Source organism: Anoxybacillus sp. P3H1B (genome assembly GCF_001560855.1).
Lineage (GTDB): Bacteria > Bacillota > Bacilli > Bacillales > Anoxybacillaceae > Anoxybacteroides > Anoxybacteroides rupiense.
The window spans coordinates 231,144-248,650 of record NZ_LPUG01000011.1 but is presented as its reverse complement, the minus strand read 5'-3'; the positions used below and the strand labels follow the sequence as shown (position 1 = coordinate 248,650).

Annotated in this window: 14 protein-coding genes and 1 pseudogene; 2 read left to right on the top strand and 13 right to left on the bottom strand. The window is 45.7% G+C overall.

Going from position 1 to position 17,507, the window contains the following annotated elements; all coding sequences use genetic code 11:
* Window position 1: 1 nt before the first annotated feature.
* The 4 genes from gmk to AT864_RS05345 all read right to left on the bottom strand — a co-directional run bounded on the left by gmk (window position 2) and on the right by AT864_RS05345 (window position 4,586).
* Window positions 2–616: a guanylate kinase gene (gene gmk / locus AT864_RS05360; protein ID WP_044746194.1), complete on the bottom strand. Its 615-nt coding sequence runs from the start codon at window positions 614–616 to the stop codon at window positions 2–4.
* 14 nt (window positions 617–630) lie between these two features.
* Window positions 631–894, bottom strand: a complete 264-nt coding sequence (gene remA, locus AT864_RS05355; RefSeq protein WP_044746195.1) for an extracellular matrix/biofilm regulator RemA — start codon at window positions 892–894, stop codon at window positions 631–633.
* 55 nt (window positions 895–949) lie between these two features.
* Window positions 950–1,825 (bottom strand): YicC/YloC family endoribonuclease, encoded by an 876-nt coding sequence (locus tag AT864_RS05350; protein WP_066147189.1) that lies wholly within the window; start codon window positions 1,823–1,825, stop codon window positions 950–952.
* Window positions 1,826–1,895: 70 nt separating this feature from the next.
* Entirely contained in the window at window positions 1,896–4,586 is a 2,691-nt protein-coding gene (locus tag AT864_RS05345) for a calcium-translocating P-type ATPase, SERCA-type (RefSeq protein ID WP_066147187.1), read from the bottom strand.
* 104 nt (window positions 4,587–4,690) lie between these two features.
* On the opposite strand from AT864_RS05345, the gene AT864_RS05340 reads away from it, so the two are divergent.
* The gene (locus tag AT864_RS05340; protein WP_066147185.1) at window positions 4,691–6,403 is read left to right on the top strand and encodes an NFACT family protein; all 1,713 of its coding nucleotides are present in this window, start codon (window positions 4,691–4,693) and stop codon (window positions 6,401–6,403) included.
* A 647-nt stretch (window positions 6,404–7,050) separates the two neighbouring features.
* The gene (locus AT864_RS05335; protein WP_066147183.1) at window positions 7,051–7,665 is read left to right on the top strand and encodes a hypothetical protein; all 615 of its coding nucleotides are present in this window, start codon (window positions 7,051–7,053) and stop codon (window positions 7,663–7,665) included.
* An 89-nt stretch (window positions 7,666–7,754) separates the two neighbouring features.
* Here the strand turns inward: AT864_RS05335 and AT864_RS18270 are convergent.
* The 9 genes and pseudogenes from AT864_RS18270 to AT864_RS05295 all read right to left on the bottom strand — a co-directional run.
* Window positions 7,755–7,916: pseudogene (locus tag AT864_RS18270) on the bottom strand (Uma2 family endonuclease); the annotation flags it as partial.
* 50 nt (window positions 7,917–7,966) lie between these two features.
* Window positions 7,967–8,590 (bottom strand): orotate phosphoribosyltransferase, encoded by a 624-nt coding sequence (gene pyrE, locus AT864_RS05330; protein WP_066147182.1) that lies wholly within the window; start codon window positions 8,588–8,590, stop codon window positions 7,967–7,969.
* Complete coding sequence (pyrF, locus tag AT864_RS05325) at window positions 8,587–9,306, bottom strand: orotidine-5'-phosphate decarboxylase (protein ID WP_066147180.1); 720 nt, start codon at window positions 9,304–9,306, stop codon at window positions 8,587–8,589. The genes pyrE and pyrF overlap by 4 nt, the downstream gene beginning before the upstream one ends.
* On the bottom strand, window positions 9,278–10,219 hold the full coding sequence (locus tag AT864_RS05320) for a dihydroorotate dehydrogenase (protein WP_066147178.1): 942 nt from the start codon (window positions 10,217–10,219) through the stop codon (window positions 9,278–9,280). The genes pyrF and AT864_RS05320 overlap by 29 nt, the downstream gene beginning before the upstream one ends.
* Window positions 10,216–10,986 (bottom strand): dihydroorotate dehydrogenase electron transfer subunit, encoded by a 771-nt coding sequence (locus AT864_RS05315; RefSeq protein WP_066147175.1) that lies wholly within the window; start codon window positions 10,984–10,986, stop codon window positions 10,216–10,218. The genes AT864_RS05320 and AT864_RS05315 overlap by 4 nt, the downstream gene beginning before the upstream one ends.
* Entirely contained in the window at window positions 10,983–14,180 is a 3,198-nt protein-coding gene (gene carB / locus AT864_RS05310) for a carbamoyl-phosphate synthase large subunit (RefSeq protein ID WP_066147173.1), read from the bottom strand. The genes AT864_RS05315 and carB overlap by 4 nt, the downstream gene beginning before the upstream one ends.
* Entirely contained in the window at window positions 14,173–15,267 is a 1,095-nt protein-coding gene (locus AT864_RS05305) for a carbamoyl phosphate synthase small subunit (protein ID WP_066147171.1), read from the bottom strand. Before AT864_RS05305 ends, carB begins: the two co-directional genes overlap by 8 nt.
* Window positions 15,264–16,550, bottom strand: a complete 1,287-nt coding sequence (locus tag AT864_RS05300) for a dihydroorotase (RefSeq protein ID WP_066147169.1) — start codon at window positions 16,548–16,550, stop codon at window positions 15,264–15,266. The genes AT864_RS05305 and AT864_RS05300 overlap by 4 nt, the downstream gene beginning before the upstream one ends.
* Complete coding sequence (locus AT864_RS05295) at window positions 16,516–17,448, bottom strand: aspartate carbamoyltransferase catalytic subunit (RefSeq protein WP_066147167.1); 933 nt, start codon at window positions 17,446–17,448, stop codon at window positions 16,516–16,518. Before AT864_RS05295 ends, AT864_RS05300 begins: the two co-directional genes overlap by 35 nt.
* Between the last annotated feature and the right edge of the window lie 59 nt (window positions 17,449–17,507).

Below are 17,507 nucleotides of genomic sequence, written 5' to 3'. Positions count from 1 at the left end.
TTTATTCAACCTCCAACATTTTTTTATACCGTTGTGCCACGCGCTCGCGCTTGCAATGTTCAGCTGTGACAATGGCTTTAATGCGCTCGCACGCTAATTCGACCCGGTCATTTTCTACGACATAGTCATAGGCATCCATCATTTCTAATTCTTCTCTTGCCGCTTTCATGCGGTCGTTAATCAGCTCTTCTGTTTCAGTTCCTCTAGTAACAATTCGATTTTTTAGCTCACTTAAGCTTGGCGGGGCAAGAAAAATAAACAATCCTTCCGGAAATGCCTTGCGTACTTGCAGCGCTCCCTGCACCTCGATTTCAAGAAAGACATCCTTGCCTTCCTGCAGCGTCTTCTCAACGTAATCAATCGGCGTACCATAATAGTTGCCGACATATTCAGCCCACTCAAGCAGCTTATGGTCGCGAATCATTTGCTCGAACTCTTCGCGTGTTGTAAAAAAGTAGTCAATCCCGTCTACTTCTCCCTCACGCGGCTTTCGCGTCGTCACTGAAATCGAATAATGCAAATTAATATCGGCTTGCGAGAATAACGCCTTGCGCACCGTCCCTTTTCCAACACCGGATGGTCCTGATAATACGATTAATAACCCTCTTTCGCTCATAAAAATATAGAAACCTACCCTTCCTCTGATAAATCTTCACGCTCATATAATCGATGTGCCACGGTTTCTGGCTGCACCGATGATAAAACAACATGATCGCTATCCATGATAATGACCGCTCGGGTTCTTCTGCCATGAGTGGCATCCACAAGTTTGCCGCACTCTCTCGCATCTTGAACAATCCGCTTAATCGGAGCGGAATCGGGATTAACAATCGATATGATTCGAGAGGCTGAAACCATATTTCCGTAGCCGATATTGACAAGTTTAACTCCCACTGAACTCCACCTACCATAAAAATTATTGTTGCCGCAACCTAGCCATTATAAACGATTACTCTATATTTTGTACCTGCTCTTTTACTTTTTCAAGTGCGCTCTTCATTTCAACAACTTGTACAGCAATGCGGCTATCATTAGCTTTTGAACCAATCGTATTTACTTCACGATTGAGCTCTTGAATTAAAAAATCCAGCTTTCGCCCGATCGGTTCTTGATGATGCAATGTTTGGACAAACTGCTCAATATGGCTACGAATTCGTTTGAGCTCTTCATTAATATCCGTTTTTTCCGCGAAAATGGCGACTTCCGTTAAAAGGCGAGCCTCATCTACGTCTCCCTGCACCAATTCCTTCATGCGTTTCGTCAATCGCTCCCGATATTGCTCAATAGCTTCAGGAGCAAGATGCTGCACATTTTGTACACATTGTTTAAGCGTCGCCAATTGCTCCTGTACATCGGAAAGCAATGCCTTCCCCTCTTTTTCACGCATCGTCTTCAGCTGCTGAGCCGCTTCATTGACAGCCGATATGAGCAGGTGTTCAATCTCTTCATTGCCTGCTCCTTCTTCAATGATCTCAGCTACTCCTTCAAGCTGGAATAAATGCGATAAAGTAATAGAATCATGAAGTGAGAAACGATGATTTGCTTCTTTTAGTTGTTCGTAATAATCGCTCATCAGCTGCCAATCGACTTGGAGCTTGCGATTTGTCCATCCTTCTCCTTCAATGGCGATAAAAACTTCTACTCTTCCTCTGTGTACATACTGCGAAATCACTTTTTTTATTTTATCTTCAAAGATAAATAGTTGTCTAGGCATGCGAACAGAAATTTCACAAAAGCGATGATTCACAGATTTTACTTCGACTGTTACTCCCATTGAACCATTTGTTGTTTTGCTTCTTCCAAAGCCTGTCATGCTGTATACCATACTATCACACCCATTATGTTAACATACAAAAAGAAAAGGTCATAGAGAAACTTCTCTATCACCTTGCATATTATAACATATTTGTTCGTGATTTTCTTGTTAAAAACGACCCAGCAAACAAAAATGTCGGCAGCGCCGCGAGCCCAACGATTAAAATCCAATCAAGCAGCTCAACTGAAACCGTATGGAACACACGTTGCAGCGGAGGATAATAAATCACCACAAGCACCAGCAATAGGGAGAGCAATACAGCCCAAACCAGATACATATTTCCGAGAGGATTGCGGTCAAAAATGGATCGTTCACAACGGCAATCAAACACGTGAATAAGTTGAGCCATCACCAATGTCGCAAACGCCACTGTTTGCGCATACGCCAAATTATTCCCACTTCGTTCATAAACCGTCATAAAAGCGGCTAGTGTTACAATCCCAATAATCACCCCGCGGCTAACGATTTTCCAGCCAAGCCCTCTAGAAAACACTCCTTCTTTTGGATGCCTTGGTCTCCGTCTCATGACATTTTCTTCAGCACGATCCAGCCCTAAGGCCATAGCTGGCAGCCCATCTGTCACTAAATTTACCCATAAAATTTGAATCGGTACAAGCGGAAGTGGCAGTGCTAACAGCATGGCAAACAGCATCACTAAAATTTCGCCAACATTTGATGCAAGCAAGTAGCGAATGAATTTGCGAATGTTCTCATAAATGTTTCTTCCCTCATGAATGGCCGATTGAATGGTCGCGAAGTTGTCATCTAATAATACAAGAGATGCCGCTTCCTTCGCTACATCCGTACCGGATTTCCCCATCGCTACCCCGATATCTGCTGCCTTAATCGCAGGAGCGTCATTCACTCCATCTCCGGTCATAGCAACCACATGTCCTCTTCTCTGTAAAGCTTTCACGATTTTTAGTTTATGCTCCGGAGACACGCGCGCAAACACATAAATGTCATCGACGACTTCTTCAAGCTCATCAACCGAAAGCCGGGATAATGTTGGACCATCCATGATCTTTCCATTTGGTGGCAAAATACCGAGCTGTTTCGCAATCGCTTTTGCTGTCAACAAATGATCTCCCGTAATCATCACCGTTTTAATGCCCGCCTCTTTACACTGCTGTACGGCTTTCTTTACTTCCGGACGCGGTGGATCAATCATTCCTTGAATCCCCATCAACGTCAAGCCTTTTTCTGCTTCTTTTTCCGATGGAATCTGTTCCTTTGCAGTTAGCGGACGGTAGGCTACAGCAATCGTACGCAACGCCTTACCGGCCATTGCATGGATGACATGATGCACCGTTTTTCGCCAGTCCGCTGTCATCGGTTGTGTGCGTCCGTTCCACCATATATGTCCGCTAATTTCAAGAAGTACATCGGGAGCCCCTTTCGTAATAATCCATCTTCTCCCTGATTTATCTTTCACAATGACTGTCATCATTTTTCGTTCCGAATCGAACGGAAATTCCTGCTCAACCGTAAACTCTGATTCTAGCTGTGCTTTTGTTAATCCTGCCTTTGCCGCTGCCACAAGCAGCGCGCCCTCCGTCGGATCCCCGTCGATATACCGTCGATGTTCCTTTTCCTTAATTTGCGAGCTATTGCAAAGGACGCTAAATGTCAGCAACTGCTGCAGTACCGCTTCTTTTTTGATATTGATAGGCCGTTCATTTTCATAAAATTCTCCTTTCAGTTCAAGCCCCGTTCCGCTGACTGTCCACATCCTTCCGCTCGCCCATATGTTTGTTACTGTCATCATGTTTTCCGTCATTGTTCCTGTTTTATCAGAGCAAATGACAGATGCACAACCTAACGTTTCTACAGCAGGGAGCTTCCGAACGATCGCGTTTTTCTTAATCATCCGCTGTACACCAAGCGCCAAGGCAATGGTCACAATAGCAGGAAGCCCTTCCGGAATAGCGGCAACCGCCAGTGACACTCCCGCTAAAAACATTTCATACAGTTCATGACCTTGAATAACGCCGACAACGACAACTAAAACGGTAAGCAGCAGAGCAACAATAATCAAAATCTTACCGAGCTGCTCTAATTTTCGCTGCAATGGAGTCGTGACCGTCTCCGCCTCTTGTAGCAGGTTCGCAATTTGCCCCATCGCGGTTTTCATTCCTGTGGCAATCACAACTCCCACTCCACTTCCTCGCGTTACAAGAGTACCCATGAAAGCCATATTATGCAAATCACCAATTGCAGTGTTTTCATTTGCAAGCGGTGTTGCCAATTTTGCAGTCGGCACCGACTCCCCTGTCAATGCCGATTCTTCAATTTCTAAGCCCTTTGCATCAATTAACCTTACATCGGCACCGATACGATCACCACTGGTAAATTTAATGACATCGCCAACAACAAGCTCTTGAGAATGGATTTTCATCCATTCTCCGTCGCGTAATACGGTCGCTTGCGGAGCAGATAGCTGCTTGAGAGCTTCCAATGATTTTTCAGCGCGTCGTTCTTGAAAAAAGCCCAAAAAGGCATTCATAATCACAATTACAATAATCGCGATCGCATCAACATACTCTCCGAGAAAACCGGAAATAATCGTGGCTGCAAGTAGAACAAGAACCATAAAATCGCGAAATTGATTCAAAAATACAATGAGAGCCGATTGCTTTTTAGCCTCTTTTAGTTCATTATAGCCAAACCGCTTAAGCCGTTTTGTTGCTTCTTCCGTTGTTAAACCTTTAGCAAGATCAGTATGTGCCTCCTTTGCTACATCATTTGGCGCGAGCGTATGCCATTGCATCCTTACTCCTCCTCCCTTGTCGCTTTTCTATGAAAGCTTATTCAGACATGTCCAAAAAAATGATATGATAATTGCAGAAATAAAAAATGAGAAAGGTGTTTCATATGGCTTTTGACGGAATATTTACATATGCTATGACGAACGAATTAAAGAAAATGCTTGAAGGAGGACGAATCACAAAAATTTACCAACCTTTTCATCACGAGCTGTTGCTTTACATCCGCTCCCATGGGCGAAATTACAAATTGCTGCTATCGGCACATCCTAGCTATGCACGTGTTCACCTTACAAATGAAGGATATGACAACCCTGCTGAACCGCCGATGTTTTGCATGCTTTTACGCAAGCATTTAGAAGGGAGCGTCATTGAATCGATTCGGCAAATGGATTTTGATCGGGTGATCATGATTGAAGTAAAGGGACGGAATGAAATTGGCGATCTCTCCATTAAGCAGCTAATGATAGAGATTATGGGACGGCATAGTAACATCATCTTGATCGATAAAGAAACAAATAGGATCATTGACAGCATTAAGCATCTATCGCCGGCTATCAACCGCTATCGCACGGTGCTTCCCGGCCAGCCATACGTAGCGCCACCGTCACACGGTAAACTCAATCCGCTGAAAGCCACTGAAGAAATGATCATGAAAACACTTGATTTTCACGCTGGAAAGCTGCCAGAGCAGCTTGTCGCTTCCTTTTCCGGCCTCTCGCCTCTGTTTGCCAATGAGGTGGCTTTCCGCGCAGGGCTCGCCAATCGCTCCACTTTGCCAAAAAGCTTTATATCGCTTATGGAAGAAGTAAAGAGCGGGCATTTTTCTCCTTGTATATATACAAATGGACAAAAGGAATGGTTTTACGTTCTGCCACTTATGCATTTACAGGCGGAAGCAAAGCCGTTCGTCACGCTCGGAGAAATGCTTGACCGCTTCTATTTTGGCAAGGCTGAGCGCGACCGCGTCAAACAGCAGGCACACGATTTAGAACGGTTTGTCGCCAATGAAAAGGCGAAAAATGAGAAAAAGCTTTTGAAATTGGAACAAACATTAGAAGAAGCAAAACAAGCCGAGCAATATCGGCTTTACGGGGAGCTGTTAACCGCCTATCTGTACGCAGTCAAACGAGGGATGAAAGAAATCGGAGTCATCAACTATTACGATGCAAACGGGGAAACCGTCATGATTCCGCTTGATGCACAAAAGTCACCGTCAGAAAATGCACAAAGCTATTTTCAAAAATATCAAAAGGCGAAAAATGCTATTCACATCGTTCAAGAGCAAATCGAACAGACAAACAAAGAAATCGTTTATTTTGATACGCTATTGCAGCAGCTCGACACCGCTGCACCGAAAGATATCGAAGAAATTCGTGATGAGCTGATCGAGCAAGGCTATTTACGAGCAAAAGCTACGAAACAAAAAAAACAAAAGCCGCGCACGATTGAACTCGAACGTTACGTAGCAAGCGATGGCACGGAAATTCTCGTTGGTAAAAACAATAAACAAAACGACTACTTGACAAACAAACTCGCACAAAAAGATGAAATTTGGTTGCATACAAAAGACATTCCCGGCTCCCATGTCGTCATTCGCAGCAAAAATCCGTCCCAACAAACAATTGCGGAAGCCGCTAACCTTGCTGCCTATTTCAGCAAAGCGCGGCAATCAAGCTCCGTGCCTGTCGACTTCACGCGGATCCGCTATGTCAAAAAACCAAATGGAGCAAAGCCTGGCTTTGTGATCTATGAAAACCAACAAACCATATACGTCACGCCGGATGAGGAATTGGTAATTCAAATGAAAAAAACCGTCTGATGAACAGACGGTTTGAACTCAAATTACAGGGAATTTTTGCTTTATTGGAATCTTGGCATGAAAAAGGAATGGCTTGCATAAAGCAGACTTGTGAACGAATCGCCACTTTGCTAGCGCTTCGAAGTGGGAGCTTCTCAGTTCCGCAACGAAAGCTACCTTTCGTCTCCCTGAGCGTTACTTGGGGTCGTCCCCACCCTAGATGTCCGACGATTCGGAGTTCTTTTGTACCTTGGATATTTTACGCATGGAAGGCTCGGTTTTCGCATTTGATTTCTCCATGCACCCCCCTAATATCCCATTCACAAAGAACCTGATATACACGTATTCTATCATGCGTTTTGGCTAACGCCAACCGACATTCATCTCCCGTCTACTCACGGGGCTGTGCCCTTCACGTTCCTTGAGGCGGGAGACTTCTTTCGGAAATTACGTTAAACAGGCAAAAGCCTGTCCTTGCCCGAAGTCAATTCGTCTCCCACTTTCATCAAGTTGCACAAGACTTAGAAATGGGAGACTTCTCAACTGGATAAAGTTAAACAAGTTTCATGTTTTTTTATCTACTGAGAAGTCTTCTAAAATTGATAGAGAACATCAATAAAAGGATGCTATAATAATCTCGTAATCAAAAAAGGAGGTGAAAAAATGAAATGGATCAGATATTGAGTAGGATTTTTGACGAGCTGTCATTTTTGCGTCATCATATGGCGACGAAAGAGGACATGGCTGCAATGGACAAGCGGATCCAGCAAATTGAGGAAACAATGGCCACCAAAGACGATCTCAACAACATCGAGCAGCGCATGGCCACCAAAGACGATCTCAACAGCATCGAACGGCGCATGGCCACCAAAGACGATCTCAACAACATCGAGCAGCGCATGGCCACCAAAGACGATCTCAACAGCATCGAGCAGCGCATGGCCACTAAAGACGATCTCAACAGCATCGAGCAGCGCATGGCCACTAAAGACGATCTCAACAGCATCGAGCAGCGCATGGCTACTAAAGACGATCTTACTAGCATTGAACGGCGCATGGCCACCAAAGAAGATATAAAAGATATTCCGTTTATCAAACAAGCCGTGCTGGAGATGCAGGAAACGGTTAAAGAAATTCCAACGATAAAGCAAACGCTCGCCGAAGCGTTGCAAAAGCTGGATGATGTTATCGCTTCACAAGCACGCCAAGAGCTTGTTCTCCAATCGCTTGCCTTTCGCTCGCTTGAGCACGAAAATGCCATTCGCGCATTAAAAGCAAAGTAACTCCTCTCGTAAATACAACGATTATTCCTCTTTTGACAAGATATCATTTCCCTCAAATAAACAGCAACCGCCAATTGGCGGTTGTTTCTTTGTAAATCGATGCGCAAGTCAGGAAAACACGCAGACTGCACCGTTCCTGTCTGCACTTGAATATCCGCTTGCTCATATAGCTCTTCTTCATTCAAAGCATAGACCGTCACAGCCTCTTTCATCGGATTGACAATTCAATACTCTTTCACACCATAAGCCATAATAAAAAAAGAGCGCGAATGATCGTATCATTCGCACTCCACATATATGTTTATTTCCCCCATGCCTCCGGCTGTTTTCGCCAATCGCGCAGCGTCGCGAGGTCTTGTTCGCCCACAACGCCGAGCTCCACCGCCGTTTCAATGAGGCTGTCATAATCCGTCAACGTATGCACTTGTACATCGCTTTCGGCAAACGCTTGCTTTCCTTTTTCCAAGCCGTATGTAAAAATAGCAATAACGCCTAATACATCACATCCGGCTTCTTTTAAGGCACCAACAGCAGTTAACGAACTGCCGCCCGTAGAAATTAAATCTTCAACAACAACGACTTTTTGTCCCCTCTCTACTTTCCCCTCAATTTGTTTTCCTCTTCCATGTGCTTTTGCTTGGCTACGCACATAACACATCGGTAACCCAAGACGCTCGCTCGTCCATGACGCATGCGGAATGCCGGCAGTCGCTGTTCCCGCAATAATCTCCACATCTGGAAAATGCGCGCGAATGAGCTGGGCCAATCCATCTGCGATTATGCTTCTCACATGTGGATAAGCAAGTGTCAGGCGGTTGTCGCAATAAATCGGTGATTTCAACCCGGATGACCATATAAACGGTTCGTTTGGCTGTAACGAAACTGCGCCAATTTGCAGCAAATGTGTGGCAATTTCTTTGTTCATGATGATTCCTCCTGATTCCATTCTTGTTTAAGGCGCTCATACGCCGCATGCGGATCAGCAGCTCGGGTGATGCTGCGGCCAACAACAACGAAGCTTGAACCGAACTTTCGAGCTTCTTTTGGTGTGACAACACGCGCTTGATCGTTCGCTTCCTCATCAGCAAAGCGGATGCCAGGAGTCACTGTTAAAAATGAGGCTCCACAGTGTTCACGGATCAGCGGTACCTCCTTTGCGGAACAAACAACGCCGTCCAAGCCACTTTCTTGGGCAAGCAAAGCGTAGTGAAGCACTGTTTCCGCCATCGTCCGTGAAATCCAAAGCTCGCGTTGCATCATTTGTTCACTCGTACTCGTCAGTTGTGTGACCGCTATACAAGCTGGACGAGTCGCTCCGCTTGGCGTCCCCGCTTCCAATCCTTCTAATGCTGCTTTCATCATGCTGGTCCCACCAGCAGCATGAACATTCACTAAGTCTATCCCAAGGCGGGCGAGCCCCTTCATCGCTTGCTTCACCGTATTTGGGATATCGTGAAGCTTTAAATCTAAAAAAATGCGGTGTCCTTGTTTTTTTAAAGCGGTGATGATGTCAGGCCCTTCTTGATAATACAGTTCCATCCCAACTTTTACAAAAAGCGGCTCACGGACAAATGGACGCAAAAACGCTTCGACTTCTTCGCGCGATTGAAAATCAAGTGCCACAATAAACGGTTGGTCCACCTTTGTTCCAGCTCCTTCCGATACATTGAGAAATATGGTCAAATCCGAGCTCGTCAAGTAATACCGGCAGCTCAGCCACAATAGTTGGACAAACAAACGGATCGACAAAATTTGCCGTTCCGATCGCAACAGCGCTGGCGCCGGCGTAGAAAAATTCCAGAGCATCTTCAGCCGTTGCAATTCCGCCCATGCCGATAATCGGAATGGATACCGCTTGGCTTACTTCATAAATCATGCGGATCGCAATCGGCTTAATCGCAGGACCAGAAAGTCCCCCTGTACGGTTAGCCAAAATCGGTTCAGCTGTTTTTATATCGATTCGCATGCCAAGGAGCGTATTAATCATGGTCAGACCATCTGCTCCCGCCGCTTCAATCGCCTTGGCCATTTCCACAATGTTCGTCACATTCGGCGACAGCTTTACATAGACAGGGACGGCGGATACTTGCTTAACGAGGCGAGTGAGCTCAGCGGCTACTTCTGGTACGGTTCCAAACGCAATGCCACCTTTTTTTACATTTGGACATGAGATATTGAGCTCAAGAGCATGAACATTCGGCGCTTGCGAAATCCGCTTGGCGACTTCCACATAATCCTCCATCGTCGAGCCGGCGATATTGGCAATAATCGGTACATCGTATTGCGCGAGCCATGAAAGTTCTTCCTCGATCACTTTTTCTAATCCTGGATTTTGCAGTCCAATCGCATTGAGCATGCCGCTTGGCGTTTCCGCAACCCTTGGGGTTGGATTGCCAAAACGCGGTTCACGTGTTGTTGCTTTGATCATAATAGCCCCTAATTGGCTTAAATCATAAAGCTTAGCGTATTCCCGCCCGAATCCAAAACATCCAGAAGCCGGCATAACCGGATTCTTTAAGGAAAGCCCCGGCAATTCCACCGCTAAACGGCTCATAGCACCACCTCCCCGACTTTAAATACAGGACCATCGCTACAAACTTTTTTGTAGGCTGTTTCATTGTTAGGAACGCGGCAAACGCAGGCAAAACAAGCGCCGATGCCGCAGCCCATCCGCTCTTCCAATGAAAGATACACCTCTTTATCCGGAAACTTCTGCTCAAGCGCTTTTAACATCGGCTTTGGACCGCACGCATACAGCACGTCGAACGAAAGCCCGCGTCCGCCGATCACATCGGTCACAAATCCTTTCGTTCCGTATGAACCGTCAGCAGTAGCAATGTAGATTTCACCGAGCGAAGCAAACTCTCGCTCATAAAAAATAACATCTTGTGTTTGAAAGCCAAGTATACTCGTCACAGTTACCCCTTTTTTTACAAGCTGCTTAGCCAGTTCATAGAGAGGAGGAACACCAATACCGCCCCCAACAAGAAGCGCGCGCTGTCCCGCTTGAACGGCTTCAAGCGGAAAGCCGTTTCCAAGCGGACCGAGCACATCAATGACCTCTCCTTTTTTCTTTTCCGAAAGGAGCGCAGTACCCGCTCCTTCTTTTCGATAAATAATGGTACACTCACTTGCTTCTTTGTTAATGTCGCAAAGGCTAAGCGGACGGCGCAATAGCGGATCTGTACGCTCTCCTACTTTGACATGGACAAATTGCCCTGCTTCATTCATCTCTTGAACAAGTGTTCCACCTAGGATTAACTGATAAATGTTTCGGGCAATCGGTTCATGATAAACAATGGTCATTTTTTCCACTTTCATGCATGCACCTTCTTTTCCGACATCGCAGTCATCGCAAACGTCATCGACTCCATCACCTGCAGCATGGCTTTTGCCGTATCAAGCGACGTTAAGCATGGAATTCCGTTTTCCACCGCTTCACGGCGAATTCGAAATCCGTCACTTTCCGGCTGCTTCCCTTTCGTTAACGTATTAATGACCACTTGGGCTTTTCCTTGACGGATAATATCTAAAATATTGGGTGATTCCGAATGAATTTTGTTCACGATGGTTACCGGAATATGGGCGGCCCGCAACGCTTCAGCTGTACCATTTGTGGCAAGAAGCTGGTAGCCAATATGATGAAAGCGGCGAGCTACTTCAATCGCTTCAGCTTTATCTTTATCAGCCACTGTAAGCAACACCGCGCCATATGGACGAATATGAATGCCAGAGGCTAAAAGTCCTTTATATAACGCTTTTTCAAATGTTACATCCTTTCCGATGACTTCACCTGTTGATTTCATTTCCGGGCCAAGCGAAATATCAACATTTCGCAGTTTAGCAAATGAGAAGACGGGTGCTTTAACATATACCCCTTCACTTGCTTGTTTCAATCCTGTTTGATACCCAAGCTCAACAAGCGTTTCTCCTAAAATGACTTTAGTGGCGATGTTGGCCATCGGCACATTTGTAATTTTGCTTAAAAACGGAACCGTTCGACTGGAACGTGGATTGACTTCTAGCACATATATTTCATTTTGGTACATGACAAACTGGATGTTGAGCAGTCCGACAATGCGCAATCCCTTCGCCAGTTTAATTGTATAATCCACGATTTTTTGTTGAATCTCATCTGTCAATGTTTGCGGTGGATAGACCGCAATCGAATCGCCGGAATGGACACCCGCTCGCTCGATATGCTCCATAATGCCTGGAATGAATACCGTTTCTCCATCGGAAATGGCATCGACTTCAATTTCTTTTCCGATTAAATACCGATCTATTAGCACGGGATGCTGCGGATTGACTTTGACTGCATGTTCCATATAGTATAAAAGCTCGGCCTCTTTATAGACGATCTCCATCGCTCGGCCACCGAGCACATACGATGGGCGAACAAGCACCGGATAGCCGATTTCAGCTGCGATCCGCACCGATTCTTCAACCGAATAAGCGGTTTTTCCTTTCGGCTGCGGAATTCCTAAGTGCGACAGCGTTTGTTCAAATTTATCGCGATTTTCTGCGCGGTCCAAATCCTCCAATGAGGTGCCAAGAATACGGACACCGCGCGCTGCTAATTCGGCAGCTAAATTGATGGCGGTTTGCCCGCCGAATTGCACAATGACACCAATCGGCTGTTCCAGATCAATGACATGCATCACATCTTCGATCGTTAGTGGTTCAAAATAGAGCTTGTCTGAAACACTAAAATCTGTCGATACGGTCTCCGGATTATTGTTAATAATAATCGCCTCATACCCTGCTTCTTTAATAGCCCAGACAGAATGAACGGTCGCATAATCGAATTCGATGCCTTGTCCAATGCGGATCGGGCCCGATCCCAACACAACGACGCTTTCCTTCTGCGTCACCACCGATTCATTTTCTTCTTCATAGGTTCCATAATAATACGGAGTTTCTGACATAAATTCAGCGGCACACGTATCAACCATTTTGTAAATAGGGACAATCCCCGCTTGTTTTCTTAATTGGTATACATCTCGTTCATTCATGTTCCAAAATTCTGAGATGGCTGCATCAGCAAACCCCATTTGCTTTGCCTTTCGCAGCACATCCAAATCTCCAACATGCTCGCGTACCATCGTTTCATAATGAACAATGCGGGCAATCTTGTGTAAAAAAAAGCGGTCAATTCGGCTCCATTCATGAATTTGCTCGATATCTATACCGCGGCGAATAGCCTCCGCTATATAGAAAAGGCGCTCGTCCCCCGCTTTGCGGATGCGTTTTTCAATCAATTCATCGTCAGCATGGCGAGCCTCTTTAATTTCTAAATGATGGACGTTTGTCTCAAGTGAGCGCACAGCTTTCAGCAGCGATTCTTCAAATGTTCGGCCGATTGCCATGACCTCTCCCGTCGCTTTCATTTGCGTGCCAAGGTGACGGTTCGCGGATTCAAACTTATCAAATGGAAAACGCGGAATTTTCGTCACCACATAATCGAGCGCCGGTTCAAAGCAGGCGTATGTTTGACCTGTTACTGGATTCATGATCTCATCTAACGTTAAACCGACAGCAATTTTGGCTGCTAGCTTTGCAATCGGATAACCGGTTGCCTTAGACGCCAGCGCAGATGAGCGACTTACGCGCGGATTTACTTCGATGACATAGTAATGGAAACTGTGAGGATCAAGTGCCAATTGAACATTGCAGCCTCCTTCAATGCCCAGAGCGCGAATAATGCGCAAGGAAGCGTTGCGCAACAATTGATACTCTCGGTCGCTTAACGTTTGGCTTGGAGCAACGACAAGTGAGTCCCCTGTATGAATGCCTACTGGATCGATATTTTCCATATTGCATACGACAATCGCGTGATCTTGAGCATCGCGCATCACTTCATATTCAATTTCTTTATAGCCGGCAATGCTTTTTTCTAACAAGCATTGATGAACCGGACTCATTTTTAAACCGCTGGAAACAATGTCAATCAGCTCTGCTTCGTTTGTACAAATGCCTCCTCCTGTCCCGCCAAGCGTAAAAGCGGGGCGGACGATAACCGGATAGCCGATTTTTTCAACAAATGCATAAGCTTCGTCTAAACTATGGATAATGTCGCTTTCTGGAACTGGCTCTCCTAACTCCTTCATTAACGCTCGGAACAATTCCCGGTCTTCAGCTTTCTGAATGGCCTCCAGCTTTGTTCCAAGAATTTCGACCCCACATTCTTCTAAAACGCCTGCTTCCGCAAGCTCCACAGCTAAATTCAAGCCTGTCTGTCCCCCAAGCGTCGGCAAGATCGCATCTGGACGCTCTTTGCGGATGATGCGGGAAACAAACTCCAGCGTCAATGGTTCCATATACACTTTGTCAGCAATCTCTGTATCCGTCATAATCGTGGCAGGGTTGGAGTTGACTAAAATGACTTTATATCCTTCTTCTTTTAGGGCTAAACACGCCTGTGTTCCAGCATAGTCAAACTCCGCTGCCTGTCCGATGACAATTGGGCCAGAGCCGATCACTAAAATCGTTTCGATATCTTGACGTTTAGGCATGAACGATCTCCCTCTCTTTTTTAAACTGTTCAATCATGGCAATAAATTCATCAAACAAATGATTGGCATCCTCTGGGCCTGGAGAGGCTTCTGGATGATATTGCACAGTAAATGCCGGATAATCCAAATGGCGCAGCCCCTCAATCGTTCCGTCATTTAATGCCACGTGCGTCACTTCTAAACGTGTTTGCTTTAATGATGATGCCATGACCGTATAGCCATGATTTTGCGAGGTAATAGCCACCTTTCCTGTTGCAAGATGCTTCACAGGATGGTTCGAGCCGCGGTGACCGAATTTCATTTTTTCAGTATCGGCCCCGCAGGCAAGCGCGAACAGCTGATGGCCAAGACAAATACCAAAAAGTGGAACGCGACCGAGAATGCCACGAATCATCTCAATAGCTTCTGGAACGTTTTTTGGATCGCCAGGACCATTTGAAAGCATCACTCCGTCGGGATGAAGGTTTAGCACATCCTGAGAGGTTGCATGATAAGGAAGAACAATGACATCACAGTTCCGCTTATTTAATTCCCGTAAAATTCCATGTTTCATTCCAAAGTCAAGCAAAACAACACGATGTCCCCGTCCAGGGCTCGGATATGCGCTTTTCGTAGAAACCCGCTTCACTTGATCGGTCGGCAGCTTTGTTTTCTTCAAATCGCTTACGATCTCGGCAACACTGACATCTAAATCACAAATCATTCCTTTTAATGTTCCGTGCTGGCGAATCATGCGAGTGAGCTTTCTTGTATCGATTCCAGCAAGACCAGGAATATTTTTTTCTTTCAAATATTCATCAATCGTGATCTCACTTCGCCAATTAGAAGGAGTGCGGCATACTTCCTTGACAATCAGCCCATGAATATGCGGTTCAATCGCTTCAAAATCATCACGATTAATGCCATAATTACCGATCAAAGGGTAGGTCATCGTGACAAACTGACCACAATAGGAAGGGTCTGATAAAATCTCTTGATAGCCTGTCATTCCTGTATTAAACACGACCTCCCCCATTTTTTGTGCTGTACTTCCAAACACTTCTCCAATAAAAAATGTACCGTCTTCTAAAATAAGCTGTCGTTTCATTCCTCTCTCCCTTTCTGCCATACAAGTTTTCCGTTCACAAACGTCATCGTTGGCCAACCTTTACATATCCAACCAGCAAATGGGGTATTTTTACCTTTTGACACAAACGTATCTGGATCAATTGGATGCTCTGTTTGCAAATCAATAACCGTCAAATCCGCTTTTGCGCCGACCGCTAATTTTCCTTGCCGGAGTCCAAACGCTTCTGCTGGCTTTTTGGTCAGCCAATCAATCAATTGCTTTAACGTACAAATGTGGGGTTCAACTAAATTTGTATAGAGCAGTGGAAAAGCTGTCTCAAGTCCAACAATTCCAAATGGAGCCAGCTCCATGCCTTCTCGCTTTTCTTCCTCCGTATGCGGCGCATGGTCAGTCGCGATAAAATCGATCGTCCCATCAAGCAGTCCCTCGATCAATGCAGCGCGATCTTCTTTGCTTCTTAACGGAGGATTCATTTTAAAATTGGCATCCAGCTCCGGAATATCTTCATCGCAAAGCAGGAGATGATGCGGCGTCACTTCGGCCGTCACGCGAATACCAGCACGTTTGGCTTCACGCACCACACGTACAGATTCCTTTGTGCTGATGTGGCAAACATGATAATGGCATCCAGCCGCTTCAGCCAATAAAACATCGCGAGCAATATGAACGGATTCGGCAATCGATGGGATGCCCAAGAGTTCGTATTTTCGTGCGAACTCCCCATCATGAACACAGCCCTTATATGTAAGTGTTTCCTCTTCGCAATGGGCAACAATAGCCATATCTAAGGCAGCTGCTTCCTTCATGGCTTCATACATCATGCGCGCATTCTGCACACCTACTCCATCATCCGTAAAAGCGAAAGCCCCAGATGCCTTTAACGCTGCAAAATCAGTCCGTTCCTTCCCAAGCTGGCGAATCGTGATCGAAGCATATGGAAGGACGTTCACATAGGCTGTTTGGCGAATGCGTTCTTGAAGCCATTCCATTTGTTCCTTTGTATCAGGAACCGGACGAGTATTCGGCATGGCCGCAATCGTTGTAAATCCTCCTTTCGCCGCTGCTAATGAACCTGATGCGATCGTTTCCTTATGCTCACCGCCCGGCTCACGCAAATGGACATGCAAATCGATCAAACCTGGAGCGAGCAGCTGGCCGCCGACATCTACCTGTTCATCCTCTTCTCCTGCATCAATGCGAGATGCGATCTCTGTAATGACATCCCCAACCATTTTCACCTCTGTCGCCACAAGCTCTCCTTCTTCATTAAGCAAACGAGCATTTTTTAAAATAACCGCCATGCTTGATTCCTCCTTCACAAGTTTCCACAGCTCTTTTTAATACCGCCATGCGCACATAAACGCCGTTTTCCATTTGCTTAAAAATACGCGACCGTTCGCACTCGACAAGCTCGCTAGCAATTTCAACGCCGCGATTGACAGGAGCGGGATGCAAAATGATGCTGCGCGTTTTCATTTTTTGCGACCGTTCCACCGTTAATCCGTATTGTTGATGGTACTGTTCTTTCGTCAGTCCCATCTTCCCTCCATGACGTTCGTGCTGAATCCGAAGCAGCATGATGACATCCGCCTCTTTTACAGACACATCCAAATCAACATAAGTGCCATAACCATTTCGTTCATCCTTCCATTCCTCCGGACTTGAAAAAAGGACAGTCGCACCCAGTCTTGTCAATATTTCAGCATTCGAGCGAGCGACTCGGCTATGGCGAATATCCCCGACAATCGCAACGGTGATCCCTTGAAACGTTCCAAATTCTTGCTGGATGGTCATCAAATCTAACAATGATTGGGTCGGGTGATGGCCACATCCATCCCCTGCATTGATGATTGGAATGTGAATCGAATGGCGGAGTGTTTCAAAATAGCGGTCCTCTGGATGGCGAATGACGACCGTCTGCACGCCAATCGACTCCAGCGTATGGATCGTGTCATATAATGTCTCTCCTTTTTGAACGCTTGACATTTCTGCATCGAATGGTACGACATGGAGTCCTAGTCTTCTTTCTGCTACTTCAAAGCTACATTTTGTTCTTGTGCTCGGTTCAAAAAACAAGTTCGCCACAAAAAACGGTTTTGAACTGGCAAAACTGGCTCCCTGTCGAAACCTTTCTGCTTCATGAAGCAGATTTTGTATATCATCGAGCGACAATTCCGATAAGGTAAGCAAATGGCTCATTTTATTCCCTCCTGTTTTATAAAAAAGCACCCTGCCTTACTCGACAGGGTGCTACAGTT

Coding starts and splice junctions, on each gene's coding strand:
- gmk (WP_044746194.1), bottom strand. CDS start 616: ATGAGCGAAAGAGGGTTATTAATCGTATTATCAGGACCATCCGGTGTT.
- AT864_RS05350 (WP_066147189.1), bottom strand. CDS start 1,825: ATGGTATACAGCATGACAGGCTTTGGAAGAAGCAAAACAACAAATGGT.
- AT864_RS05345 (WP_066147187.1), bottom strand. CDS start 4,586: ATGCAATGGCATACGCTCGCGCCAAATGATGTAGCAAAGGAGGCACAT.
- AT864_RS05340 (WP_066147185.1), top strand. CDS start 4,691: ATGGCTTTTGACGGAATATTTACATATGCTATGACGAACGAATTAAAG.
- AT864_RS05335 (WP_066147183.1), top strand. CDS start 7,051: ATGGATCAGATATTGAGTAGGATTTTTGACGAGCTGTCATTTTTGCGT.
- pyrE (WP_066147182.1), bottom strand. CDS start 8,590: ATGAACAAAGAAATTGCCACACATTTGCTGCAAATTGGCGCAGTTTCG.
- AT864_RS05320 (WP_066147178.1), bottom strand. CDS start 10,219: ATGAGCCGTTTAGCGGTGGAATTGCCGGGGCTTTCCTTAAAGAATCCG.
- AT864_RS05315 (WP_066147175.1), bottom strand. CDS start 10,986: ATGAAAGTGGAAAAAATGACCATTGTTTATCATGAACCGATTGCCCGA.
- carB (WP_066147173.1), bottom strand. CDS start 14,180: ATGCCTAAACGTCAAGATATCGAAACGATTTTAGTGATCGGCTCTGGC.
- AT864_RS05305 (WP_066147171.1), bottom strand. CDS start 15,267: ATGAAACGACAGCTTATTTTAGAAGACGGTACATTTTTTATTGGAGAA.
- AT864_RS05300 (WP_066147169.1), bottom strand. CDS start 16,550: ATGGCGGTTATTTTAAAAAATGCTCGTTTGCTTAATGAAGAAGGAGAG.
- AT864_RS05295 (WP_066147167.1), bottom strand. CDS start 17,448: ATGAGCCATTTGCTTACCTTATCGGAATTGTCGCTCGATGATATACAA.